The sequence below is a fragment of the Sorangium sp. So ce145 genome (assembly GCF_051525985.1).
Lineage (GTDB): Bacteria > Myxococcota_A > Polyangia > Polyangiales > Polyangiaceae > Sorangium > Sorangium cellulosum_B.
In genome coordinates, this window is record NZ_CP150315.1 from 6476084 (window position 1) to 6500728 (window position 24645).

Annotated in this window: 14 protein-coding genes; 6 read left to right on the forward strand and 8 right to left on the reverse strand. The window is 71.7% G+C overall.

Annotation, left to right across the window (positions count from 1 at the left end; genetic code table 11):
- Window positions 1–17 precede the first annotated feature (17 nt).
- Complete coding sequence (locus WMF34_RS23685; protein ID WP_012237214.1) at window positions 18–683, reverse strand: hypothetical protein; 666 nt, start codon at window positions 681–683, stop codon at window positions 18–20.
- Between the two features lie 467 nt (window positions 684–1150).
- On the opposite strand from WMF34_RS23685, the gene WMF34_RS23690 reads away from it, so the two are divergent.
- The gene (locus WMF34_RS23690; RefSeq protein WP_162144009.1) at window positions 1151–1891 is read left to right on the forward strand and encodes an SGNH/GDSL hydrolase family protein; all 741 of its coding nucleotides are present in this window, start codon (window positions 1151–1153) and stop codon (window positions 1889–1891) included.
- Between the two features lie 12 nt (window positions 1892–1903).
- On the opposite strand, the gene WMF34_RS23695 is transcribed toward WMF34_RS23690, so the two are convergent.
- The 3 genes from WMF34_RS23695 to WMF34_RS23705 all read right to left on the reverse strand — a co-directional run bounded on the left by WMF34_RS23695 (window position 1904) and on the right by WMF34_RS23705 (window position 7169).
- Entirely contained in the window at window positions 1904–3604 is a 1701-nt protein-coding gene (locus WMF34_RS23695; RefSeq protein WP_044965569.1) for a S9 family peptidase, read from the reverse strand.
- A 714-nt stretch (window positions 3605–4318) separates the two neighbouring features.
- The gene (locus tag WMF34_RS23700) at window positions 4319–4891 is read right to left on the reverse strand and encodes a NosD domain-containing protein (protein ID WP_157906863.1); all 573 of its coding nucleotides are present in this window, start codon (window positions 4889–4891) and stop codon (window positions 4319–4321) included.
- 763 nt (window positions 4892–5654) lie between these two features.
- Window positions 5655–7169, reverse strand: a complete 1515-nt coding sequence (locus WMF34_RS23705) for a serine/threonine-protein kinase (protein ID WP_437989199.1) — start codon at window positions 7167–7169, stop codon at window positions 5655–5657.
- A gap of 28 nt (window positions 7170–7197) precedes the next feature.
- On the opposite strand from WMF34_RS23705, the gene WMF34_RS23710 reads away from it, so the two are divergent.
- Both WMF34_RS23710 and WMF34_RS23715 read left to right on the forward strand, forming a co-directional pair.
- Window positions 7198–11211 (forward strand): protein kinase domain-containing protein, encoded by a 4014-nt coding sequence (locus WMF34_RS23710; RefSeq protein ID WP_437989200.1) that lies wholly within the window; start codon window positions 7198–7200, stop codon window positions 11209–11211.
- A gap of 50 nt (window positions 11212–11261) precedes the next feature.
- On the forward strand, window positions 11262–12992 hold the full coding sequence (locus WMF34_RS23715) for a hypothetical protein (RefSeq protein ID WP_437989201.1): 1731 nt from the start codon (window positions 11262–11264) through the stop codon (window positions 12990–12992).
- Between the two features lie 47 nt (window positions 12993–13039).
- On the opposite strand, the gene WMF34_RS23720 is transcribed toward WMF34_RS23715, so the two are convergent.
- Both WMF34_RS23720 and WMF34_RS23725 read right to left on the reverse strand, forming a co-directional pair.
- On the reverse strand, window positions 13040–14473 hold the full coding sequence (locus WMF34_RS23720; protein ID WP_437989202.1) for a sigma 54-interacting transcriptional regulator: 1434 nt from the start codon (window positions 14471–14473) through the stop codon (window positions 13040–13042).
- 262 nt (window positions 14474–14735) lie between these two features.
- Window positions 14736–15518, reverse strand: a complete 783-nt coding sequence (locus WMF34_RS23725) for a hypothetical protein (RefSeq protein ID WP_437989203.1) — start codon at window positions 15516–15518, stop codon at window positions 14736–14738.
- Between the two features lie 1001 nt (window positions 15519–16519).
- On the opposite strand from WMF34_RS23725, the gene WMF34_RS23730 reads away from it, so the two are divergent.
- The 3 genes from WMF34_RS23730 to WMF34_RS23740 all read left to right on the forward strand — a co-directional run bounded on the left by WMF34_RS23730 (window position 16520) and on the right by WMF34_RS23740 (window position 20721).
- A complete protein-coding gene (locus tag WMF34_RS23730) occupies window positions 16520–18034 on the forward strand; it encodes an endo-1,4-beta-xylanase (RefSeq protein ID WP_086018251.1) in 1515 nt (504 codons plus the stop codon).
- A gap of 185 nt (window positions 18035–18219) precedes the next feature.
- Window positions 18220–19839 (forward strand): non-reducing end alpha-L-arabinofuranosidase family hydrolase, encoded by a 1620-nt coding sequence (locus WMF34_RS23735; RefSeq protein WP_437989204.1) that lies wholly within the window; start codon window positions 18220–18222, stop codon window positions 19837–19839.
- Between the two features lie 204 nt (window positions 19840–20043).
- Window positions 20044–20721 carry a hypothetical protein gene (locus WMF34_RS23740; RefSeq protein ID WP_231865028.1) on the forward strand — a complete coding sequence of 226 codons (678 nt, stop codon included), beginning with the start codon at window positions 20044–20046 and terminating at the stop codon, window positions 20719–20721.
- A gap of 295 nt (window positions 20722–21016) precedes the next feature.
- Here WMF34_RS23740 and WMF34_RS23745 read toward each other — a convergent pair whose 3' ends face one another.
- The gene (locus WMF34_RS23745) at window positions 21017–22378 is read right to left on the reverse strand and encodes a DUF1552 domain-containing protein (RefSeq protein WP_437989205.1); all 1362 of its coding nucleotides are present in this window, start codon (window positions 22376–22378) and stop codon (window positions 21017–21019) included.
- A gap of 29 nt (window positions 22379–22407) precedes the next feature.
- Entirely contained in the window at window positions 22408–23898 is a 1491-nt protein-coding gene (locus WMF34_RS23750) for a DUF1592 domain-containing protein (RefSeq protein ID WP_437989206.1), read from the reverse strand.
- Window positions 23899–24645: the final 747 nt, after the last annotated feature.

Sequence of the window (24645 nt, forward strand, 5' to 3'; positions counted from 1 at the left end):
GGCCACCGGACCGTACCCTACCCAAGGAGCGGTCGGAACACGTCGGGCAGCACGCCCCGATCCGCCGCGCTCCGGAGCGCATCCCGGCAAGCAGCGCACCTCGCCGCGTGCTCGCGGTAGCTCGGCGTGAGGCCGTCCGTGCGGAAGACGCCGGCAGCCGCGGCCTCCGTGTCCGGGTGCACGTGGAGCTGGACCGGCACGCCGAGCGCGTACAGCGGCGCGCCGTCGCGCCGCAGCACGTAAAGCGAGTAAGGCGTGTCATCCCCCGTACGCCACCGGTCGATCGAGAACAGATACGGCGCCTCGCCCGCGGCGCTGGCGTGCCGGCGAAGAAAGCACACGTCGCCCGCATACGAGACGAGCTCGTCGAGGTCCGTCGCCACCGAGACGGGGATCGGGTGCTCCAGCCACCGCTCGAGCGCGAGCCACGCGGCCCCGAGGACGGCCGGGTCGGCCGCGGCGTGCTCGTCCACCACGAACGCGCGGTCCACGGCGCTCGCCTCCGAGGGACCGCGCACGCCGTAGACCGAGGCCAGCGCCGAGAGCGCGATCTCGGCGTCGAGCGGCGCGCCGCCTCGCTCCTGGTCGCACGCCGCCGCGAAGGCCGCGGCGTCGATCTGTGTCGCGAGGCCCGCGCGGCGCAGGCTCGCGAGCGCTTCCTCGGGGCGGAGGGGAGTCGTCATGTGCTCACGTCCTCCGTCCAACCCCGCCGCGGGATCGCGGCGCATCCGCAGGGCACCATCGCTCGATGATGCACGATCGCGCCGTGAAAAGATATGCCCGGGAGCGCACCCGATGGGCACGTCCTTCCCATCACCTTGCGCTGATTACCCTGCCTCGCCCTGCGAGCGTGTGTCGACCGAAGGTCGGATCCCCGTCAGTTCATCAATCCAATGCTCATTCCGATCGTTCGTCTCACAGGATGACGGGCTTCCGTCCCTCGGGAGCGCCTGAAGCTCGGCGAGCGGCGTGAGGCGGATTGTTTGGATACCTCGCAGCTCCCGGGCGGCGTCGCAGCCACGCCCGGACGGATGGCGCGCCGTGGCGCGCCGTGGATCAACGAATCGTCCACGTCACCATGCCCCTTGGCTGGCCACGTGATCAGCCCGCGAGGAGCGATTCAATGGATATCTAGCTCGGTGATGAAGCGGTGCTATCCTTCTTGATGCGCTCGTTCCGCCCGCTTCTCCTGCCCGTTTTGCTCCTGCTCGGCGGGGTTCTCCTCGCCTTGCTTCTGCTCGGCAGCAATCCACGGAGCGCGACCACCGGTGCCAGCGAGGATGTCGCGACCACGCGCGGGCTCCAGGAGATCCGCTATCTGGCGCTCGGCGACTCCTTCACGGCAGGGACCGGGAACCCGCCGTCCGACGCGTTCCCCTCGCGTCTCGCTGACCTTTGGCGCGCGCAGGGCCGCCGGGTGATCCTCAAGAACGTGGCGGTCAACGGCTACACAACCGAAGACGTGCAAGAGCGGGAGATCCCGGAGGTGGCGCCGTTTCGCCCCACGTTCGTGACGCTCGCGGTGGGCGCCAACGACTACGTGCGTCGCTGGAGCGCGGACGTCTACCGCTCGCGCGTGCGGGTGCTCCTCCGAGCGATCATCGACGCTGGCGTCGCGCCGGATCGGATCGTGGCGCTCCCACAGCCCGATTGGTCGCTCTCTCCGGCCGCCGCCTCGTTCGGAGATCCGCGGCAGATCGGCGCGGACATCGTCGCCTTCAACACCATCCTGCGCGACGAGGCGGGGGCCGCCGGCGTGCGCTACGTGGACCTCTATCCGCTCATGCACGCGCAGGCGGAGGCGAAGATGCTCGCCAGCGACGGCCTGCACCCCTCGGCGCGCGCGCACGCGGAGTGGGCGGCGGCGCTCCACGAACAGGTAAACCCATGAGGTCTGGGGCCGCTACTTTTTCTCGTTCTTCTCGTGGTTCACCATGTCGAGGAGCTGCCCCGCGACGGTCTCCTCCACCCGGAGCGGCATGACCCCGAAGCCCGCTGCCACCGCGTCCTGCTCGAACAAGAAGCGCCGCAGCACGTCGCTCGGATACTCCTCGAGCGGCAGCGCGTACGCCCCGTACGGCTTGCCGTCGAGCGCCAGCGCGTGGTGCGCCCGCGCGCCGATGCCACGGAAGCTGTGGCACTTGACGCACCCTTGCTCGCCGATCAGCGCCTCGCGCAGCCCGCCGGAGAGGGAGCGGAACGGCGCGAGCGGGTCGTTCTCTACCCAGCGAAAGCTCGCCGCGTCGAGCCCGAAGGCCGCGTAGGTCTTGTTCCCCAGGTCCGCGGGCAGCGGCGTCCGGAAGTGCAGGAACGCGCCGAGCGGCCGGATCATCATTGGCATTGGCTCCTCGCCCTCGATCCACGAGTAGGCGCGCTTCAGCCGGTAGAAGTCGACGAGGCGGTAGAGATTGTCCTCGTCGTCGAGTCCGACCACGATGACCGCCTGCGCCTTCTTCAGCGCCTCGCGCGGGAAGTACTGCTGCTCTCCCCGAAGATTCGAGACCACCAGCCAGTCCCCTTCTCCCACCTCGGACTTCGGCCGCGCGGCCAGGTAGGCGAGCAGATCGATGGCCTGATACGTCCTGCCGGGCAAGGGGTAGCGCTCGAGCCCCCCCTTGCCGAAGAGCGCGCTTATCGTCTCCCGCAGCGCGGCGTCGACCGGGTAGGTGGTGATGGCCCGGGGATCCTTGCGGAGCTCCGACATGTCGAGGGGCGGCCTTGCACCCCAGCGGCGGAGCACGCCGAAGGGGTTGTCGATGGGGAGGTCCCTGGGGCCCGAGGCGACGAAGGGGAACACCAGATCGCCGACCATGTCTCCCCTTCCGCCCCAGTGCACGATGCTGTGTGCATCGCGCCTGGGGACGACGAAGTAGTCGATGTCGGGCGCGCCCGCATTCTGGAGTGCGCGCGCGAAGGGGCGAGCGAGGCGCGCCCAGCCGATGTCGTCCTCCGCGCCGAACAGCATCAAGAACGGCGGCGCATCGGACCGGGCGTACGTGACGGGCGAGGACTCCCTGCGATCTTCGACCGAGGCCGCGAAGAACGCCGCGTCGGGGTGCCCCTCGAGCGCCGCCTCGCCGAGGTCGTAGGTGCCACGCAACAGGATGACCCCATCGACGCGCTTGGGATCCATGCCGGCCCCCTCGAGGAGCCGCCGATCGAGCGCAAGGAGGGACGCCATCCACGCGCCGAGGCCGCGACCGACGAGGACCACGCGCGTCGGGTTGCGCGTGCTGGTGACCTCTTGCAAGACCCGGGCGACGTCCGCCGCGCACGCGCGCAGCGTGTAGCCGGCGTGGATGTTGAACGAGACGGCGGCGGCGGCGACCCCGTTTCGCTGTAGGGAGTCGCCGACATTCGCAGCGAAGGCGAGCCGCTCGTCGGGCTGCGAGGGCTCGTTCCCCTGCAAGAGAACGACCAGCGGGCCGCGCTTGCTCGCGCGCGGCGGCGCATAGAGATCGACGCTGACGTTCGGCCCATCAGGTCCCCTCCGCTGAATCCAGGCATACGTCACCGTGGCTACGGAGCGGGCTCCAGCTCCTGCGCGCCGCTTGAGGAGCTGTGTGCCGAGGACGATGAGCGCCGCGAGGAGGCCGACGCCCACCCATTGTCGCGTTCGACCCAGCCATTGCCACGTTCGACCCAGCCATTGTCGCGTTCCAATACCCAACATGGATCCGCTCTGGTGCCCGACGCCGAGCGCGTCAAGCGGCAGCGTCGTCGGTCGCCGCCCGGCGACACCGAGATGACCAGCGCAAACGAACGCGACTTCGAGAGTGGACAGCTGCACAAGCCGGGCATCGACCGTGTGATCCAAAAGCCCTTCAACGTCTCGAGACCGGCAGCAGGACGGTCTACGTCACGGGCTTCTGGCTCCGCCTACGATCGACGGCGCCCGCCACGTCGCAGGCGGCAACGGCGCGTGGGCCCGTGGCGGTGGTCTCCGTCGAAGTGCGGTATCGTGGATTACTCTGAGACGTCGGTCAAGGTGTCAATCGTGAATGTCGCCGGCTGCGCCGCCTTCGACGGAACCCCGGGGCCCTCCTGGAATACCTCGGTGACGAAGGCTGCGATGGCCGCGCCACGTCGTCGTCCGCGTGTGTCCCCTCAGCCTCGCGGGACGCCGCGGGCGGAACGGCGCGCAGCCGCCATGTGCAGCGAGCTCTCTTTTTCCTCGGGCGCGGCGTGCGCTCGATCTACCCTACCCGGGCTCCCCGGCCCACGGGCGTTAACCAGCCTTCGCGCCGCGCTCTCCTGCATCCGAACGTTCACGTTTACGCCGAAGCGCGCGCGGCGGCTGCCGAGCCCGGACGGAGTCCTATTTGCAGCGAGCGTGACCGATCACATAGTTGCAATTGGAGGATTGGATCGCGCCCTGCGCAGGCGAGCTGCTGTTGCCCGTCGCGCCGCTGCCGCAGTATTGCTTTTCGCTCCCGCCCGTCGCCTGATCGACGCCGTGGCTTCCCAGCTCGTAGTTACAGGAAGCCGCGGGCGAGAAGGCCGTGGTGTTGTTGAACTGATTGTATGCGATGGTGTTCTGCGAGACGCGCGCGGTCGAGCTCCCGGGAACGCCCAGGAGCTTGATGTTCGTCTCGTTGTTCTGAACCACGTTGCCCGCCGCGGCGAACGAGCCGCGCGCGACGCCTATTCCATTGTACGAGCTGCCATAGAGGACGCCGGCGGTCGGCGTCGTCCGCGAGCCCGGGCCGGCCGAGAGCTGGATCCCGACGTTCGCGTTCCTGACGGTGTTGCTCCAGAGGAAGTTGCTGTCGGACTCGGAGAGATGGATGCCAATGGACCCCGCGTAGCCGCGGCCTGGACCGTTGACGGTGTTTCCCGACACGTCGCAGCTGTGGTCGCGGTGGAACTGGATGCCGCGCGCATTCGCCATGGCGGGCATGTTGATGGTGTTGCCGGGGCGGGCTGTTCGTGGCCGTGCAGCCGTGGACCTTGTTGTGATGCCCCATGACGACGATCGTGTCGCCTGGCACGTTCTCCGTGTAGCAAATTTGAACCGCCAAGCGCGCCAAGGACGCCAAGATTGTGTTTTGTTCTTGGCGTCCTTGGCGCCTTGGCGGCTCATTTCTCGCTCGATCAACGCGATCGGTGTCCTAGGTTGCCCGCGAGAGGGGCTGACGTTCATGTTCGCCGTCAGCGTTCATGTGAAGCGCGGTCGTCGCGAAGTCGCTGACGATCCAGCTTTCCGAGAGGGGCGCGGCGTCGATCACGAGCAGGATCCGCCGCCTCGACGGCGCAGCCGGCGGCGGACAGAGCGACAACGGCGACTGCAGAGCGAGTGATGCGCATGGTGCGTGTCTCCATGGCTCGCCTGTTCCCGAGGAGAAGGCGGCCAGCCGCACAGCGCACCAGGAGTGGCACGGCCGGCGGCGCTTCGCGGCAGAGCGCAATCGCAAGCGCCTTGCCAGCGCGGCGCTGGCTGCCTCGCGTCGGCCACAGAGGGCCATGCCCACCGGCGGCGTACGAACGACGCGCAGCGCGGCGCCGTTCGCGACCGTCGGCGCGCTCGCTGCAGGACGGCTCCACGCCGCGCAGGCGCCCCGCCTGTCGCAGCCCGGCTGTCCCTGTCACACCGCCCCTGTGACACCCTGTGGCAGCAGCCGTGTCAGTGCGCCGCCCGCGTCAGGCCGCGGCGCTCACGGCGCCACCCGGCGCAACGCGCCGCCCTCGGCCGGGCGCGGCGCTCGCTCGATTTCCTCCGCCTCCCCCTCCCGGGCGTCCCCTTCCCCGGCGTCCCCCGCCCCGGTGAGCCCCTCGGCGAACGCGTGGGTCACGAACACGCCCGCCCCTGTCGCGGCGGGCGCCCAGCCGCGCAGCGCCTCGGGCTCGGCCGCGTGCAGCGCGAGGCGCGGGAGGACCTCGGGGCTCGCGCCGGCCCGCGCGCCGAGCTCCGCCCAGAGCTCGAGAGCCCAGCCGAGCGCCCGCTCCGGCGCGCGATCGTACGGCGCGGGCAGCGCCGCCAGCAGCGCGTCGGCGCTCTCGACGACGAGCGTCGCCCCGAGCCCGACGAGCGCCGCGCGCGCCGCCTGGACCAGGCGCTCCACGTCGGCGAGCGCCTCGTCGCCGGCCTCGTCCGGCGCCGAGAGCCGGGCCTCGACGAGCAGCGCGGCGCGCGGCCCCCACGGCGCGCATGGCCCCCGCGCGCAGGCGCCCGCGAGGCGAGCGTCGACCGGCGAGCGCGCCGCGGGCGCCGCGATCTGGCGGCCCGGCGCGGCGACCGCCTGGCGGAGCGCGGCGAGCAGCTCGGGCACGCCCGCGTACCTGTCCGCCGGCTCCTTGGCGAGGCAGCGGCGCACCACCGCGCCGAACGCTGCCGACACGGGCGCGCGGTCGCTCGGGCAGGGCGGCGGCGCGCGCAGGTGCATCTCCTCGGTCTCGACCGCATCGGCGCCCTGGAACGGCAGCTCGCCCGTCACGAGCTGGTAGGCGAGCAGGCCCACCGCGTAGATGTCCGTGCGCGCGTCCACCGCGCCGCCGAGGATCTGCTCCGGGGCCATCGTGAGCGGCGTGCCGAGGATCAGGCTGCTGCTCTTGGCGCCGCGCGCGCGATCGACGTCGCGCGCGCGGAGGAGCTTGGCGATGCCGAAGTCGACGAGCTTCACGCGCGGCGCGCCGAGCCCGCCCGCGCCAGGGCAGACCATGACGTTCTGGGCCTTCACGTCGCGGTGCACGACGCCGATCGCGTGCGCGGCGGCGAGCGCGCCGCCGACCTCCTCGAGCAGGGCGACCGCCTCGGGCGGCGAGAAGGCGCCCCGCGCGCTCAGCTCCGCCGCGAGGCTCCGGCCCTCGACCCACTCCATCGCGATGTACGGCCGGCCGTCGTCCAGGGCGCCCACGCCGCGGACCTCGACGATCGCCGGGTGCTTGAGCCGCGCGAGCACCTCCGCCTCCCGCTGGAAGCGCCGGAGGATCGCCGGCAGGAGCGACAGGCCGCGGCGGAGGACCTTCAGGGCGACCGGCGCGCCGCCCCCGACCGGGACGGCGCGGTGCACGACGCCGAAGCCACCTCCGAGCCGCACGTCGTCGAGCACGTAACCCCCGACCACCGCGCCGGCGGGGAGCGCGTCGCCGGCGGCGCTCGCCTCGAGCTCCAGCGGTCGGCCCGAGATGACGGCTGTCTCGTCCTGGTGGGGCTCGGCAGGCGTCCGCATGGCACCTACCCCAGTATACTCGCGCCCCATGCGCTGCTCCGAGTGCCATCGCCGCCTCCCAGCGCGGGCCGGCGCCGCGTGCCCGGCGCACCCTCTGGCCCCATCGCCGACGACGAGCGCCGACGAGCGCGAGCACGAGGCGCTCGATCAGGATCCGTCGCCGCTGGTGCCCGGGCTCCGCGTCGAAGGGTTCCGTGTCGAGCGGCTGCTCGGGCAAGGGGGGTTCGCGCGCGTCTACGCGGCGACGCGCGAGGGCGACGGCCGCGCCGTGGCGCTCAAGGTGGCGCGCCGGCAAGACGACGGCCGGATCGAGCGGGAGGCCGCGGCGCTCGCCCGCCTCGCGCCGCCGCTGGCCCCCGCGCTGCTCGGCCGCGGGCGCTCGGGAGAGCTCGGCCCGTTCCTCGTGCTGGAGCGGCTCGAGGGCGGCTCGCTCGCGCGCTGCCTCGCGGACCTGCCGGGCACCGGCGCGATGCCGATCGAGCAGGCGTCGGCGATCGCGCGCGCGCTCTCGGTCGCGCTGGACGCGGCGCACGACGCCGGGCTGGTGCACCGCGATCTCAAGCCCGAGAACGTGTGGCTGCGGCCGGGCGGGGAGGTCGCGCTGATCGACTTCGGCCTGGCCGCGCAGGCGCGCGCCGGCGGCGATGCGCGCGCGGCGCTCGGCCCCGACCTGACGCAGACCGGGGCGATCCTCGGGACGGCGGCCTACATGGCGCCGGAGCAGTGCCTCGGCGCGCGCGCCGTCGACGCGCGCGCCGACATCTACGCGCTCGGCGCGATGCTCTTCGAGCTGCTCACCGGCCGGCCGCCGTTCGTCGGCGAGGCGGCCGAGGTGCGGCAGGCCCACGTGGCGCGCCGCCCCGACCCGCCGTCGTCGCTCGCGCCGCTGCCGGAGGGCGCCGACGAGGCGGTCCTCCGCTGCCTCGCGAAGGATCCCGAGGCCCGCCCGGCCCGCGCGAGCGACGTGGCGCGCGCGCTCGCGGCGTCGCTGGAAGCGCGCGTCGCCCCGCCCCGAGGGCGCGCGGCTCCCTCCGGCGCGCCCGCTCCCACCACCGACCCGCGCCGGGCGGTGGCGCTGCTCGCCCTGCGCACGCGGGAGCGCGCGGACGCGCTCGTCGAGATCGCCCGCGCCGAAGGCGGCATCCTGGCGCGCTTTCGCGGGGAGCGCATGGTGCTCGCCTTCCCCGCCGCTGGCGCGCCGGGCGACGGCGTGCGCGCGGCGGCGCGGGTGGCCCAGCGCCTCGCCGCGGCCGGCGCAGCGGAGCCGCCCCTCGTGGTCCACCTGGCTCCGCTCCGGGTGCGCGAGGGCACGCGCGGCGTCACGCTCGCGGGCGCCGCGCTCGAGGACGCGGAGACCTGGGGGGCCGGCCCGGGCGACGCGGACGCCATGCCGCCGGCGGTCCTCACGGCCGAAGCGCGGCGCGCGCTCGCGGACGGCCAGCACGACACCCCGCCCTCTCCGCGCAACGCGCCCCCCGACGAGCCCGGCGAGACCGCCCTGCGCGGTCGCGACGCGGCGCTCTGCGCGGCCCTCGCCGCCGCGCGGGAGGCGCTCGCCGGCGGCGGACCGGCGCTCGTCACCGCGCTCGGCGCGGAAGGGCACGGAAAGAGCCGGTTCCTCGGGGCGCTCGCGGCGGCGCTTCACGCCGGCGACGCGGCCGTGCACGCCGCGGCGGCCCTCCGGCCAGAGGCGGCCGAGCACGGCGCGACGCTCGTCGCGCTCCTGCGCGCGGCCCTGGATCTGCCGGCCGGCGGCGAGCGCGACGCGGATGCCCAGGAGGCGCTCGTCCAGCGGCTCGGCGCGGCGGAGGCCGCGCGCGCCTGGCCGGCCGTCGGGCTCGCCCTTGGGCGGCTCGCCCCGGGAGACCCGGCCGCCGCGCCGCTGCTCGGGGCGCCGGGCGCGCGCCGCCACGCCGAGGCCCGCGCGCTCGCGGCCGCCCTCGCGGCCGCCGCGCCGCTCGCGCTGCTGCTCGACGACGCCGACCTCGCCGACGCGTCCGCGCTCGACGCGATCGAGCTCGCCACGGCCGAGGGCAGCGCGGCGCGCCTCGCGATCGTGCTCGCCGCGCGGCCCTCGATCGCGTCGCTCCGTCCGGGGCTCGGGGAGCGCGCCGCCCGCCGCGTGGCGCTCGACCTCGGCCCGCTCGACGCCGAGGCCGCGGGCGCGCTGCTCCAGGACCGCCTCCGCCCCGTCGAGTTCGTCCCCCGCGCCGTGCTCGATCGCCTCCACGCGCTGGCGCGCGGCGTCCCGCGCGACCTCGTCGAGGTGGCGTGCGCCCTGCGCGTCGGCGGCGCGATCCAGCGCGCCCGGGGCGGCGAGGGCTGGACGCTCGCGCCGGACGAGCTGCTCTCCCTGTCGGCCGCGCCGCTCGGCGAGCGCCTCGCCGAGCGCGCGCTCGCGGCCCTGCCGCCGCCGCTCGTCGACCTGCTCGAGCGCGCGGCGATCCTCGGCGACGACCTCTCCCCGGCCGAGCTCGAGGCCGCCCTGCGGGCGCAGGATCGCGCCACCGGCGCGCCGCCGCCGGCCGGCGCGCTGGACCCGGGCGTCGGCCTCGCGCGCCTCGCCCGGGCCGGCGTGCTCGTCGCGCGCTCGGCGTCGCCGCCGCGCTACGCCTTCCGGCACCCGCTCCTGCGCGACGCCGTCGAGGCGCGCATCCCGCCCGCCCGCCGCCGCGCGCTGCACGCCGCCGTCCTCCAGGGCCTCCTTGGCGCGCCGCGCGCCGCGGGGGCGCGCGCCCGGATCGCCCGCCACGCCACCGCCGCGGGAGACCTGGCCGCGGCGGCGGCGGCGCACGCCGAGCTCGCGGACGAGGCGCTCGCCCGGCACGACGTCGTCGAGGCCGAGCAGCGCTTCACCGCGGCCCTGCGCCTCGCCGGCCTCCTCGAGCGCGACGACGCCTCGACCCGCGCCCGCGCCCGCGCGCTCGCGGGCCGAGGCCGCGCGCGCTACCGCCTGCAGCGCTTCGAGGAGTCGCTCGCCGATCTGCGCGCCGCCCGCGCGCTGGCCGAGGCCGCGGGCGACCGGGCCCGCGCGGCCGAGCTCCTGCTCGAGGAGGCGACCGCGCTCGACTGGCTCGAGGACTTCCCCGCCTCCGCGGCGCTCGCGGCGCGCGCCGCCGAGCTCTGCGCCGGCCTCGGCGACGTCCGCCTCGACGCGCGCTGCCTGCTCGCGGGCGGCCGCTCGGACTGCCGCGACCAGCGCGTCGACGAGGGGATCCCCAAGCTGGAGCGGGCCGCCCGCGGCGCGCTCGCCGTCGGCGACCACGAGGCGCACGTCATCGCCCGGCTCGTGCTCGTCGCCTCGCTCTCGGTGGCCCGCCGCCTCGACGAGGCCGAGCGCCACGCCGAGGCCGTCGTCGAGGCCTGCCTGCGCGCCGGCGACGTCTTCCACCTGTGCACCGCCTACATCAACCGCGTCTTCATGTGGGTGAAGCGGCGGGAGGAAGGGCGCGCTGTCGCGGACCAGCGGGAGGCCGTCCGCCTCGCCCGCGAGCTCGGCCACGCCCAGCTCGAGCGCTGGGCCACGCTGAACCTGGCGGAGCTGCGGTACTGGCTGGGCGCGCCGGACGAGGCTCTCCCGCTCGCGCGCCGCAGCCTCGACCTCCAGCGGCGTTATTTCAACCAGCGCCCTTCGCCGGACGACGTCCTCCTCCTCGCCCGCATCCACCTCGCCCGGGGCGAGCACGACGAGGCGGCGCGCCACCTGGCCGAGGCCCGCGCGAGCCTCCCCGAGCCCGACCTCACCCCGTGCGCCCGGACGCTGGCACGCCTGGTGCAGCAGGCCCTGGACGACCGGGCAGCCGGTCGGTTCGACGCTGCGGCATGGCGCGCGCTCGTGGACGAGGCGCGGCAGACCGCGATCCTTCACGAGCACGCGGAGGCGCTCCACAGCGCGGCCCTCTCGGCGCTCCGCGCGGGCGAGGGCGGCGAAGCGCGCCTGTTCCTCGCCGAAGCGAGGGCGACGTCGGCGGGCTTCTGGCAGCAGCGGTTCGACGAGATCGAGCGCGCCCTGCTCACGCCCGGAGCGCCCGGCGCCGCGTGAACCGACCGGTCGAATCGCCCGGATCAGAGACAAGAAAGGAATCGGACCGCGTGAAGATCTACCGGACACGAGGGTTGATTGCGCTGTGTTTCGGGCTCTCGCTCGTGGGCGCGGGCTGCGCCGTCGCGGGCGGCGACGCCTCCCCGCTCGACGGGCCGCCGCGCGCGGCGCCGGCGGGGAGCGGCTCGTCGAGCGGGTCGGTCGTCGGGCCGGCCAGCGGCGGGTCGGCCAGCGGCGGGTCGGCCAGCGATCTGGTGGCGGCCATCGCGGACGCGGCGCAGGGCGTCTGGGGCAACGGCCTCTCCGCCGAGGCGCTCACCCGCAACGCGCTGATCGCGAACCCGCGGGCCAATCCCGTCATGGTGACCGTCCCGCTCGCGACCGCGAGCTACGCCGACGACAGCAAGCACCCGGAGCTCCGCTACCAGCTCCGCCACGAGCCCACGCGCGAGGTGATGGACTACCTCGTCGCCTGCGCCCTCGAGCAGGGCCAGAGCGTCTCGTACACCGACACGTCGACAGGCGAGGAATTCACCTTCGAGGGCAAGATCGGGATCTGCCCAATCTGGGCCGTCGACAAGGCGGGGCCGAAGTGCCAGCAGCTCGTCTCGGCGTGCATGCTCTCGCTCGTGAACGCCATGGGCCGCTCGATCACCGTCTCGCTGCGAGGCCAGGCGTTCCCCGAGCACCGGCCGGGGCTCCTCACGCCGGCGCCCTCCGTCCGCGTGGTGAGGAACACGGAGGACGGCGACACCATTGCGAGCTTCAGGCGGTGCGCGATCGATTCCGCGGGCGCGTCGCGCAACTGTGGATGGACGGCCCAGGACGTCGGCTCGTGCACCCCGGGCTCGACCGTGTTCATCGCGACCGGCGACGCGCCCCTGACCGGCTGCGCCGACGACCCGGCGAGCGCCGTCGGGCTGCCCGTCAGCGATACGGTGCTCCGCGTCTGCAGCGGTATCCGGGGTTGCGACGCCGACTCACCCGATCACATCGATCCGAGCGAGGTGCGCTGCGACGGCCGCCCCGAGCCCGCGCTCCGCTTCGTCTGCCCTCAAAGCGCCTACTTCAGCCTCATGAGCGGCCCGCGGACGAGCGGCCGCGCCGGCCTCCTGGCGCCGGGCGGAGGCGTCGCCGCGGTGCTCGAGAGGAACCGCCGCTTCAGCGTCGCGAGCCACCCGCGGCCGAGCCCCCCGCCGCCGCCCGGCGCCATCTCCATCAACGAGGCGACGTTCCGCCCCGCGGTGTATCCGGCGGCGGAGGCCGATGTCTTCGGCTGGCGCGAGGGCGCGTTCTACGGGAACCTGTGGGGCAATGAGCCCCTCCACCCCCGGCTCCGGGTGGGGATGAACGAAGTGGACGAGAAGGGCAAATTCCACCCTGCTCCGATCGCCGGGGAGGACTCCGGGCAGGCCATCTATCAGCACGCCTTCGCCTGCACGGGTGAATACTGGACCGATCACGCCGCGTACGTGGGGGAACGCCTCTGCGCCGGCGCCGAGGGCGACGTCGACTGCGTCGCGACCTCGGTCGGCGCCTGCGACGAATCGCTCCTCGTCGCGGAGTGTCCGGCGCTCCACCAGTGCTCCGTCGACGACGGGGGGCTCGTGGAGGGCGACAGGGACTTCCAGCAGTGCAAGGGCGACGGGCGCACATGGCGCCATCCGATCACCGTGTTTCTCAACCACCCGTCGGATGTCGTCCGGGACTTCCCGTTCTCCCCGTTCGCGCCGTTGTTGCCCGGCAGCGTGCTGTCCGCCGGCGCGCAGTACTGTCCCTGACCGGCGGCCGCGCCGTCGCGCGGTCGCGCGGTCACCCAATCGCGCGCTCACCCGTCCCTGTAGTCGCCAGGCTCGATGCCATAACGCGCGATCCACCGGTGGATCTGCGTTCTCCCCTTCCCCATCGCCCGCGCCACGGCGCTGACGTTCCCGCGGTGCTCGCGGAAGAGGCGGATGAGCGCCTCGCGCCGCTGCTGGTCCTCCTCGGCGGGCCGCTGGCGCTCGACGGGCTGGACGTCGGGCTTCGAGGCCTCGGGCGGGTGGCTGCCCCGCGGCACGACCACGGGCGGCGGCAGGTGGTCGAGCTCCACCCGGCCGCCGCCGGCGAGCACGATCGCGGTCGCCAGGCACTTCTCCAGCTCGCGGACGTTGAGCCGCCACTCGCGCAGGAGGAGCGCGCGCGCCGCCTCGCAGCCGAGCGAGATCGACGCGGCCCGGTCCGGGGCGGCGCGGCGGAGCAGCGCGGCGATGAGCAGCCCGAGATCCTCCCGGCGCCTGCGCAGGGGCGGCAGCTCGAGCACGAAGCCCGAGAGGCGCGCGAAGAGATCACCCCGGAAGTCGCCGCGCTCGACCATCGCCGGGAGGTCGCGGTGCGTGGCCACGACCACGCGGAGGTCGACCTTCACGGGGCGCGTCGCGCCCACCGCGACGACCTCCGACTCCTGCAGCACGCGCAGGAACGCGGTCTGCGACGCCGCGGGCAGATCGCCGATCTCGTCGAGGAAGAGCGTGCCGCGGTCGGACGCGCGGATGAGGCCGGGCCGGTCCTCGGCGGCGCCGGAGAAGGCGCCCTTCTTGTGGCCGAACAGCTCGGACTCGATGAGGCTCTCGGGCAGCGCGCCGCAGTTGATGGCGACGAACGGGCCGGGCCGCCCCGAGAGCGCGTGGACGGCGCGCGCGACGACCTCCTTGCCGGTGCCGCTCTCGCCCTGGAGGACGACGGGGATGGGCGCGGGCGCGACGGCCCGGAGGGCGGCGAAGCGCTCGGCCAGCTCGGGCGAGAAGGTGGCGAGGCCGAACGGCTGATCCGCCGCCTGGGCCGCGTCGCTCGCCGCCTCCTCGGGCGCCGCGACCTCGCGGAACAGAAAGAACGTGTGCCCGAGCTCGATCAGGTCCCCCTCGGCGAGCGTCGCGCTCCGCCGTGGCACGCCGTTCACGAAGGTGCCGTTCGTCGAGCCGAGGTCCTCCAGGCAGAGCTGGCCGCCGTCGCGCGTGATCCGCGCGTGGCGGGACGACACCCAGCCGTCCTCGAGGCGCACGTCGAGCAGCGCCCGGTCCGCCTCGGTCCGCCGGTCGATCGAGCGCACCGGGCCTCGCCCGAACCGCACCTCGTCGACCCCGTCGAGCGCCAGCCGCGCGGGCGGATCCATGGGCCGCTGGCACTGCAAGACGAGGAAGAGGAACGGCCGCGGCTCGGCGGCGGAGCCGGCGCGCCGCCGGGTGCGGACCAGCGTCGACGGCTCGTCCCGACCCGCGCTCATCCTGCCCCTCTCCGCCCCCGGGAGGCCGAGCACGGAGGAGGCGCCAGGGAATCGACCCGAGGCTGCATGCCGCAGGCCCACGATCTATCACGCCCCGCCAGCCAGTGGAGCAAGCTCAGGCGCGCGAGGTGGTCCCGGCGCCGGACGACAGGCGCCCGCCGCGCAGTGGTCCCCGCGAGGGTGCGCCCAGGCGAGACCGACCCGAGGGCGGCCGACCTCGCCTGGGCGGCTCGCCGCGCGGGAAGGCGCGGCGGGCCGCCGCCTACTGATCGCCGTGGACCGAGAGATGATAGGTGTTGCCAGGGTCCACCTGCGAGATGACGACCGTGTACGTATCGTTGTTTTCTGTCTCGTACGAGAACACGCCCCCCGTCGACGTGACGGTCCGGAGGAAGACCAGGACATCGTTGCCCCACATGTTCCTGTAGTACACCGCCATCTGGATGGTGCCCGAGGTGGAGTCCGCGTGGGCGTGATACCACTTGGTGCCGTTGACCGTGACCGTGCGGTTCACGGTGCTGTCGGTCCAGCAATAATCGAAATCGACGCTGCTCGGGCTGCAATAACGCGCCACGAAATCGCTCGCCGTCAGGGCTTGCGCGGCGGTCCCGAGCTCCTCTCCGGCGCTCGGTCGCGGCGCCTGCGCCGGCTGCGCCTCCTCGATCACGTCCACGCCGGGCGCGATCGCGGTGCCCGCGAGCCGGGCCGCGTCCATGCGCTCCTGCGCCGCGATCAGCGCCGGCGGCGCGGCCTGTCGCGAGAGCGCCTCGTAGAGCGCGACGGGCGGCAGCCGCTCCATCGACTCGGCGATCTTGCCGGTGGTGAAGGCCAGGACGCGGCCCTCCTCCGGCTCGTAGAAATGAACCTCGGCGCCGTTCGAGAGCTGCAGGCTCGTGATCGGGGCGAGCCCCTCCTCGACCGCCTCGTCCGCCGGTTCCTGCCCCGCGGCGCAGCCGCCGAGGGCGCAGAGCCCCAGCGCGAGGGCCGCGGCGCGGCGGGCGGTGCGAGCCATCGAGACAACACGGAGCATCGAATTCAAGGTCATTGTCATTCTCCTCGGTCCTACGTGGGTTGAGCGCGGGCTCCCGCCCGCGCGGCGGCCGTCGCGCGAACCACCCTCGATCACGACGGATGCGGCGCGCCCGCGGGCCACCCCGCGGGCTCGTCGGCTCGTCAGCGCGTCGCGGCGGCCTTCACCGCAGCACATGGCAAGAGCGGGGCCAGCAGCGATGACGAGCCGAGATATCGCGCGACACGCGGCCGTGTCCGATGAATCTCACGCTCTGTCCCCTGCCGCCCGGAGGACACCCCCTCCCCCGGGAGCGCCGGCGCGCACACGCGCGGCGGCCGGGTGCCTGCCACACTGACCGGTGTGGCACGTGTCAGGTGTGACAGGGGTGATACGGCGCAGCCGCATGCCGCCCTTGGCATGTAGGGAGCGAGGAAGAACCAATGTAGGAAAAGGGGGTCCAATGTGGAGGAGCGGAGAGGGAATTCCAAACCCTTCGGAGACGTCAAGTCCCAACTGCGGAAGCTGCCCTGGGTCGAGCGTCCCTGAAAAAGCGACACTATATCAGCAACTTACCCAGGAATCGAAGGCGCCGCCTTCCCTCGACTGCCTTCCATGATTGACATCGGAGATGTGAGCGTTCACATTGGCGCTCGTCGGTATTCTTTTGCTTCGCTTCGGAAGGGCGCTCATGCGCACGGAGATCTTCGTCAGCCGCTCGATCTCGGCATCGGCTCAGCTCGCCACGTCGACACGGACGCGAGCAACGGTGAGCCCGCGAACGTTCCGGTCGCGCCTCAGCAGCGGTGGGCGCGAGGTCTCCACGGCGATCCGCGCGCCCGCGGCGCTGCACCGGGTCGCTCGCCTTCGGAAGCATCAAGCCCCAGCTGCGGGAGCTGCCCTATGTTGACACAACATCTTTCCATGTGACCCGGCTCCACGGAAGCGCGACGCCACATCAACAGCTTATTTACGCGTCGAAGGGGCCGCTCTCACGCACCGTCCACGACATTTACGCTTAAGTACAGGAGAACCTTATGAGAATGCGATTTGAACGATGGGCCCTGCTGACGACGATCGCGCTCAGCGCGTGCATCTCGGCCGAGCAGCTCGATGAAGACGGCTACGAGTTCGAAGAGCTGGCCGAGGGCGTCACCATCGACACCGCGGCGACCTACACGATCGTCGGCGTCCAGAGTGGGAAATGCGTCGAGGTGGCCGGTGGCAGCACCGCGGACGCAGCCGCCTTGCAGATCGCCAGCTGCAACGGCTCGACGCGGCAACAGTTCCGCATGGAATCGGCGGGCGGCGGCTACTATCGCATCCGCAACGTCAACAGCAACCGTTGCATGGACGTCGCGGGCGCCTCCACCAGCGACGGCGCCCGCATCCAGCAGTACTCCTGCTGGAGCGGGGAGAACCAGCAGTGGTCCTTCACGGACGTCGCCAGCGGCGTCGTCCGCCTCACCGCACGCAACAGCGGCAAGTCCCTGGACGTCTACGGCCGCGGCACCGCGGACGGCACTGCCGTGATTCAATGGACATCGAACGGCGGGACCAACCAGCAATTCCGGATCACCCCCGTGAGCTCGGGCACCGGCGGCACAGGCTCCGGCGGCACCGGCGGCAGCGGCGGCACGGGCGGCACCGGCGGCACGGGCGGCACCGGCGGCAGCGGGGGCGGCGGTACCGGCGGCAAGTTCGTCGGCAACATCACGACCGGCGGGCAGGTGCGATCGGATCTGTCCCGGTACTGGAACCAGATCAGCCCAGAGAACGAGGGCAAGTGGGGCTCCGTCGAACCCACGCGGGACGTCATGAACTGGGCCGGCATGGATCGAGTCCGGGATTACGCTCGCCAGAAGGGCATTCCCTACAAGGGCCACACCCTGATCTGGGGTGCCCAGCAGCCGGGCTGGATCGCCAATCTGTCGCAGAGCGAGCAACGCGCAGAGGTAGAAGAGTGGATCCAGGCGTTCTGCCAGCGCTACCCGGACGTCGCCGTCATCGACGTCGTGAACGAGCCGCCCCCGCACACCACCCCGTCGTACATGAACGCCCTCGGCGGCGCGGGCTCGAGCGGCTACGACTGGATCGTGCAAGCGTTCAAGTGGGCGCGGCAGTACTGCCCGAACGCCAAGCTGCTGCTCAACGACTACAACAACATCGAGTACAGCGCTGACAATCAGAACACGCTCAATATCGTCAATCGGATCCGCGCGGCGGGGGCTCCCATCGACGGCATCGGAGCCCAAGCTCACGACGCGTACAAGCTCAACACCAGCACCGTCAAGGGCTTCCTCGACCGGCTCGCCGGCACCGGCCTGCCGGTCTACATCACCGAGTACGATATCAACCTGGCGAACGACACGCAGCAGCTCAACGTGATGCAGAGCCAGTTCCCCATGTTCTACGAGCATCCGAGCGTGAAGGGCATCACGCTGTGGGGGTACATCAGCGGCCAGACGTGGGTGGCGAACTCAGGACTCATGAGCAGCAGCGGCCAGATGCGGCCCGCCATGTCCTGGCTGATGAGCTACCTGGGGCGCTGACGCCGGACGCGCCGACGCGCGTTTCACGGACATCCACGCGCCCGGAGATCGCTGCGCAGGCTCGTCGGCTCGGTCGCATGTCGACGGAGTCTACCCGCAAGGCCAGCGCTCGCGCGGCCGATCCCGGGCGCCTTCCCATGTGCCTTGCTTCCCGCTTCGCCTACCTTTGAACAGAGGGGATGATGATGAGAATCCGATTCAGACGATGGTCGCTGCTCACGACGATCGCGGCCACGGCCGCGTGCGTCTCCGCCGAGCAGCTCGATGAAGACGGCCACGAGTTCGACGAGCTCGCCGAGAGCGTCACCATCGACACCGCGGCGACCTACACGATCGTCGGCGTCCAGAGTGGGAAATGCGTCGAGGTGGCCGGTGGCAGCACCGCGGACGCAGCCGCCTTGCAGATCGCCAGCTGCAACGGCTCGACGCGGCAACAGTTCCGCATGGAATCGGCGGGCGGCGGCTACTATCGCATCCGCAACGTCAACAGCAACCGTTGCATGGACGTCGCGGGCGCCTCCACCAGCGACGGCGCCCGCATCCAGCAGTACTCCTGCTGGAGCGGGGAGAACCAGCAGTGGTCCTTCACGGACGTCGCCAGCGGCGTCGTCCGCCTCACCGCACGCAACAGCGGCAAGTCCCTGGACGTCTACGGCCGCGGCACCGCGGACGGCACCGCCGTGATTCAATGGGCATCGAACGGCGGGACCAACCAGCAATTCCGGATCACGCCCGTGAGCTCGGGCACCGGCGGCACAGGCTCCGGCGGCACCGGCGGCAGCGGCGGCACGGGCGGCACCGGCGGCACGGGCGGCACCGGCGGCAGCGGTGGCAGCGGCGGCAGCGGGGGCGGCGACGGTTGCGGCTTGCCCACCACCTTCCGCTGGCAGTCGAGCAGCGCGCTGGTGAGCCCGAAGTCCGACGCGACTCACAACATCGTGTCCATCAAGGATCCGACGGTCTCCTTCTTCAACGATCGATGGCACATCTACGCCACCACGGCGAACACCGCCGGGAACTGGCAGATGACGTACCTGAACTTCACCGACTGGTCCCAGGCCGCGTCCGCATCCCATTACTACATGGATCGCACGCCTGGCTTCAGCGGCTATCGGTGCGCGCCGCAGATGTTCTTCTTCAGGCCTCAGAACAAGTGGTACCTCATCTATCAATCGCAGCCGCCGCAGTTCTCCACGACCAGCGACCCGAGCCGCCCGGACACCTGGACCAGGCCCCAGAACTTCTTCGCGTCCACGCCCGCCGGCATGCCCAGCCTGCCCATCGATTACTGGGTGATCTGCGACAGCGCCAACTGTTACCTCTTCTTCACCGGCGACGACGGCCGGATGTACCGCAGCCAGACCACGCTGCAGAACTTCCCGAACGGATTCGGTCCGGTCTCGATCGCCCTTCAGGACTCGAACCGCAACAACCTGTTCGAGGGGAGCTCCACGTACAAGATCAAAGGCATGAACAAGTACTTGACGCTGATCGAGGCCATCGGCCCGACGGGCGCCAGGTTCTATCGCTCCTTCACCGCGGATCGCCTCGACGGCGCGTGGACCCCGCTCGCGCATACCTGGAACGCGCCGTTCGCAGGTCAAAACAACGTCACCTACGCGCCGGGCGTGGCTGACTGGAGCGACGACGTCAGCCATGGCGAGCTGGTGCGCGATGGCAACGACGAAACCGCGACGATCGACACCTGCAATCTGCAGTTCCTGTACCAAGGACGCAACCCGAGCTCGGGCGGCGAATACTCGCAGCTCCCGTACCGCCTCGGCCTGTTGAAGGCGGTTCGCTAGAGCGGCGGTCACCCGCTTCGGATACGGGCCCACCTCGACGTTTTCGGTGCTCAGCGCACTGGAGTGCGCTTGCGCGCCGAAAACGCCGAGGTGGGCCCGTCTCCTGTGCGGGAGACCGCCGCTCTGCTCGGTGCAGAGGAAGTGAAGCCCTCGCTGCTGCTCGCGTCTCGTACAGCCGCGCTGTAGCCGAGAGAACTTTTCCTTATGCGCTCCACCACATCCGGAGAACGCAACGCCAAATCAACTACTTTTTCAGCCATTGAAATCGCCGCCTTCACCCCACAGCCACAGCCCGCGGGGCGCCCCTCGCTGGGATCCTTCGCGCGTGTTAAGATAGCCCGCATGGTGTGGGTGGTCCTCTTGGGCGCGCTCCTCTTCGCGAGCGCCTGTGACAGCACCGTCGTCGTTCGCGAGGACGGCCATGGCGCGAGCGACGGCGGCGACGGCGGCGGCGGAACGTCAGCACCAGGCGCCGGAAGCAGCGATACCAGCAGCTCGTCCTCATCACCCGGTTGGACGGTGCCGCCCGATCGGGTCTACAGCTATATCGATTGCGGCGACGAGCCCGCCGGCTCGACGCTCTTCGTGGAGATCTCGCCGAGGGGCTCCGGCTGTCTGCCCGCGCCGGACGTCGTGGACGATGTGCTCGTGTTCGGGATCGTGAGGTGGGACGGGCAACCGGGAACGTTCACGCTCGGTGTCGAGACGCCGCACGGCATGGCGCTGGCCAGCAGGGGCTTGCAGCCCAATCCCCTCACCGGCACGCTCACGATCGAGCCATACGCCGGGGCGCCTTCGGCGATCGCGTGGGATCTATCCGTGGGCGCTGGCCGCACCGACCTATCCGTTTGCGGCCGCTTCGACGACTTCCCGTGCCGGTGAGCCTCACTCGCCGTTGGCGAACGGCACGTCGAACGAGCCCTCCGTCACGTTGACGTGGACCGCGCACGTGGGCGAAAGGGTGGACCCTTTCGTCCTCGCATCCGCGCCAAAGGCGGCGCCACGAACGGTTTGTGAACGCGGCTCAGGCCTTCGAACAGCCTCGCTTCGTCGGTCCACAGCGGGCCGCTCGATCGCGAGGTGGGTTGTCCTCGATCCGGGGACGATGGGCGGCGCGGGCAGGTCCGCGAGCGCCTGCGAGCGCCTCTTCCAGACGCCGCGGCGCGTGCTGGCGTGGTCAGACCTGGATGCCCGCGAGCGGCGACGTGACCCGCCCCGCGTCGACGCCGAACTCCGTCACGTTCAAGCCCATGACCTGGGCGATCGTCAGGAGCGCCTTGCTCAGGTTGTCGCCGGGGAAGTTGCGGTGCTCGTCGCCGCGCAGCCGCCCTCCGGCCTTCCCGGCGAAGAGCACCGGCCATTCCGTCCTCGTGTGCACCTTGCCCCACGCGGTGTCGGACGTGACGTACACGAGCGAGCTGTCGAGCAGGTTCGAGCTGCCGTGCGGCGTGTTCTTGAGCTTCGTCAAGAACTCGTTCAGGCAGCGCATCGTGTAGATCACGCCCTTGTCGACGCGAGGCTGGCTCGATTGATCCCCGGCGTCCCCGTGGCAGATGGTGTCGTGAAAGTCGTCGTTCATGTCCTGCGCGAGGTGCCGGTAGTAGACGTGCGCGGCGGGCAGCGAGAACATGAACGAGAGCACGCGGGTCCTCTCGCAGGCGAGCGCGAGCGCCGAGAGCTCGACCATGGCGGAGTTCACCGCAGGGGGCGCCTCGCTCTGCGCATCCTTGCCGACGGTGGGGGCCGTCGGGCTCTTGCACGCCGACGTCGAGCCGCCGCCGGACGGCATGCTCTCGAGGCGCTGCTCGATGGCCCGGATCGACTCGAGGTGCTCGTCGATACGATGCCTGTCGGCCGCCCCGAGCCGCTGCTTCAGGCTCGCGCCGTCCTGCATGACGGAGTCGAGCACGCTCTTCCGGACGTTCGCGAGCTTCGCGGCCTGCTCCGCGCCGTCGTCGCTGGGCTCGGGCAAGCCGTTCATGAACAATCGGTTGAACACGGCCTTCGGATCGAACTCCGGGTTGTTGCGCGCGTTCGGCCCCCTGTGCGAGACCGTGTGCAGCGAGTCCTGAGGGCCGCCCGGCGTCGCCGGCGTCAATCCCACCTCGAGAGAGCGGTACGGCGCCCCCTCCGAGATGGCGTTCGCGACGACCTGGTCGATGGACGCGGCCCGCACGGCGTTCCCGCTGAGCGGCGCGCCGGTCGTGGCCCCGGCCGACCCCGTGGGGTGCTCGACGCCGGAGACCACGAGCTTGTTCTCGAGGCCGCTGATCACCGTGAGATACGACTTGAGGTCCGCGAGCGGCTGGAGCTCGGGGCTGAGGTCCCAGGCCTGACCGGAGCCCGTGCGCGTCGGCTTCCAGCGACCGGGCAGCGTGCCGTTCCCGAAGAACCACGTGACATAGAGCGGCGAGACCGGGGTCTTCGTCTGGGCGTGCGCCGTGCCGCTCTCGTTCAGCATGATCTCCAGCAAGGGGAGCGGGATGGTGACGGCGGCGCCCGTCGCCAGAATGCCCCGGAGAACAGTTCGTCGGCTCAAAGCTTTGTTCGTCATGGGGGTACCTGCGATCAGGGTTGGGGGGCGACGGACGAGAACGCGTCGTTGGTCACGACGTCGAGGACCAGCTCGCGCAGCTTGTACCCCGACCCTTCGAAAGAAGCGGTCAGCGCGTCCAGCACGCGCTTGTCCACCTTTCTCTCCTCGTGACCCGCTGCATACATGTAGTACTTGCGGACGAGGCACTCCGCGACCGAGGCGCTCTCGCTGAGGGTCACGCCGAGCGCGCGCGCGTCGGCGACCGGCACCCCGTCGAACTCGCCGCTCGGGTCGATCGGCAGGCCGTGATCGGTCGTGCGGAAGCGGCCGATCGCGTCGAACGTCTCGAGCGGCAGGCCCAGCGGGTCCATGAACGAATGGCAGCCGGCGCAGGCGGGCTCGGTCCGGTGGATCTCGAGGCGCTGACGCTTCGTCAGGGGCTTGTCCGCCGGCGGCTCCGGGAGCTCGAGGGCGACGTCGCCGGGGGGCGGCGGGATGGGCGTGCACATGAGGGCGTCACGCATGAACTTGCCGCGCAAGGTCGGAGAGCCCTCCTTCTGGTTCGCGAACTGCGAGAGGAAGCCCGCTTTGCTGAGGATCCCGATGCGCGGGCCGTCCGCGGGCAACGAGCGGACCTCGAAGGCGCCCGAGCCGAGGCCGGCCGTGTCGAGACCGTAGAGCTGGGCGAGCTCGGTGTTGACGACGGCCTTCGTTGTCGAGAACAGCTCGAGCGCGCTCGCCTGATCGTCGAACGCGAGCACCTCCCAGGTGCCTCGCATGTCGCGGATCATCGCCGCTTGCAGCGCGGGGCTGTACTCCGGAAAGAGCCCCGCGTCCTTTGCCTGCGTGCTGATCCGATCGAGCCGCATGTACTCCTCGGCGAAGGCGCCGACCGCCTCGCGCCCCGCGGGCGCCTCGAGCAGCCGCGTCGCCGCCGCGCGGATCCCCTCCACCGTTCCGAGCGCCCCGCTCGCGGCCTGATCGAGCAGCTCCTGGTCTGGCAGGCTGTTCCACACGAGGAACGCGAGCCGGGACGCCATCTCGTAGCCCGTCAAGCGAAGCGAGCCGTCGGCGCTCGGAGCGCCGAGCTCCGGGCGATACAGGAAGTTCGGAGACGTGAAGAGGGCCACCGTCGCCCAGCGGGCCCCCTCGACGGCGCTCTCGAGCTCGGCCGCGGCCTTCGTGGCGACGGCCGCGAGCCGGTCGACCTCGGCGGCCTCGAGCGGGCGGCGCCACGCGCGACGCCCCTGCGCCTCGATGAAACCGCGCACGCACGCGTCGTCCTCCGCGCCGCTCGGCGCGCAGCCGATGAACTGGTCCCGCCTCGCGGGATCCGCGAACACCGCGTCGACGGCGCCCTCGATGGCCGCGTGGTACTGCTCGACGCCGCGCTCCGAGGTCACGACGGTCGCGGCGCCGATGACCGCAAAGTTCCCGTTCCAGCTGTCGGCGTCGAGCTGATGGATATCGACCTCGACGCCCAGCATGTCGCGCACCGCGTTGCGGAACTGCGTTCTCGTCAAACGGCGCAGCATCCCGGCCGCGGGTTGGAACTGCGGCGGGTCCGAGCCCGTCGACGCTCCATCACCCCCGGCAGAGGAAGAGGACTCCCCAGGGCCGTCCGTCGTGTCACCCAGCGCGCCCGTGCACGCGGCAGCGAACGCGAGCGCGCAAACGGCGGCGACTTCTCTCGAGGAACGGAGCTCGTGCCATGACGGCTTCTTCATCTTGCTCTCCGATAATGCAAGGGGGTGACGACGCGCGGGGACCCACATCTCGCGACCATGCCTCAGAGCAGGCGCTCGCATCACGGAGCCCATCTCGCCCGGCGTGATGCAGCCTGGAGCACCAGATACAGGACGGGGCCCGTGTGATGACACTGCTGCGCCCGAAAAGGGGTTGAGCATAGCCCGCCGCAACACAGGTCACGCCGCCCCCGAAGTTGCCATCCGGCCGCTTCGCCGGACTCCCAAGAAATTTCCAGTGAACAGCACCTAGCGGTTCACGACAGCCATCGAGTCAGCAAGGCTTGTCGTGGCCTCTGGTGTTCACCTCTGGCGAGACACCAAGCACCATCGATCGGCAATCGCTTCAGCGACGGCCGTTCGAACGGAATCGGCGCCGGGACCGCTCAAGAAGACGAACGTCTCGGCGCGCAGGATACCCCACCGAGGGCGAAGCAAAAGGAGGCCCTGAGCGCAATGTGAACGATCACATCCCGGGAGTCAACGCCAATCGACGGGCGCGCGGGCCCCCCCCTCAAGCCCGGG

Coding starts and splice junctions, on each gene's coding strand:
- WMF34_RS23740 (WP_231865028.1), top strand. CDS start 20,044: ATGCGCTCCACCACATCCGGAGAACGCAACGCCAAATCAACTACTTTT.
- WMF34_RS23700 (WP_157906863.1), bottom strand. CDS start 4,891: ATGGCGAATGCGCGCGGCATCCAGTTCCACCGCGACCACAGCTGCGAC.
- WMF34_RS23720 (WP_437989202.1), bottom strand. CDS start 14,473: ATGAGCGCGGGTCGGGACGAGCCGTCGACGCTGGTCCGCACCCGGCGG.
- WMF34_RS23685 (WP_012237214.1), bottom strand. CDS start 683: ATGACGACTCCCCTCCGCCCCGAGGAAGCGCTCGCGAGCCTGCGCCGC.
- WMF34_RS23725 (WP_437989203.1), bottom strand. CDS start 15,518: ATGACCTTGAATTCGATGCTCCGTGTTGTCTCGATGGCTCGCACCGCC.
- WMF34_RS23710 (WP_437989200.1), top strand. CDS start 7,198: ATGCGCTGCTCCGAGTGCCATCGCCGCCTCCCAGCGCGGGCCGGCGCC.
- WMF34_RS23705 (WP_437989199.1), bottom strand. CDS start 7,169: ATGCGGACGCCTGCCGAGCCCCACCAGGACGAGACAGCCGTCATCTCG.
- WMF34_RS23735 (WP_437989204.1), top strand. CDS start 18,220: ATGAGAATCCGATTCAGACGATGGTCGCTGCTCACGACGATCGCGGCC.
- WMF34_RS23730 (WP_086018251.1), top strand. CDS start 16,520: ATGAGAATGCGATTTGAACGATGGGCCCTGCTGACGACGATCGCGCTC.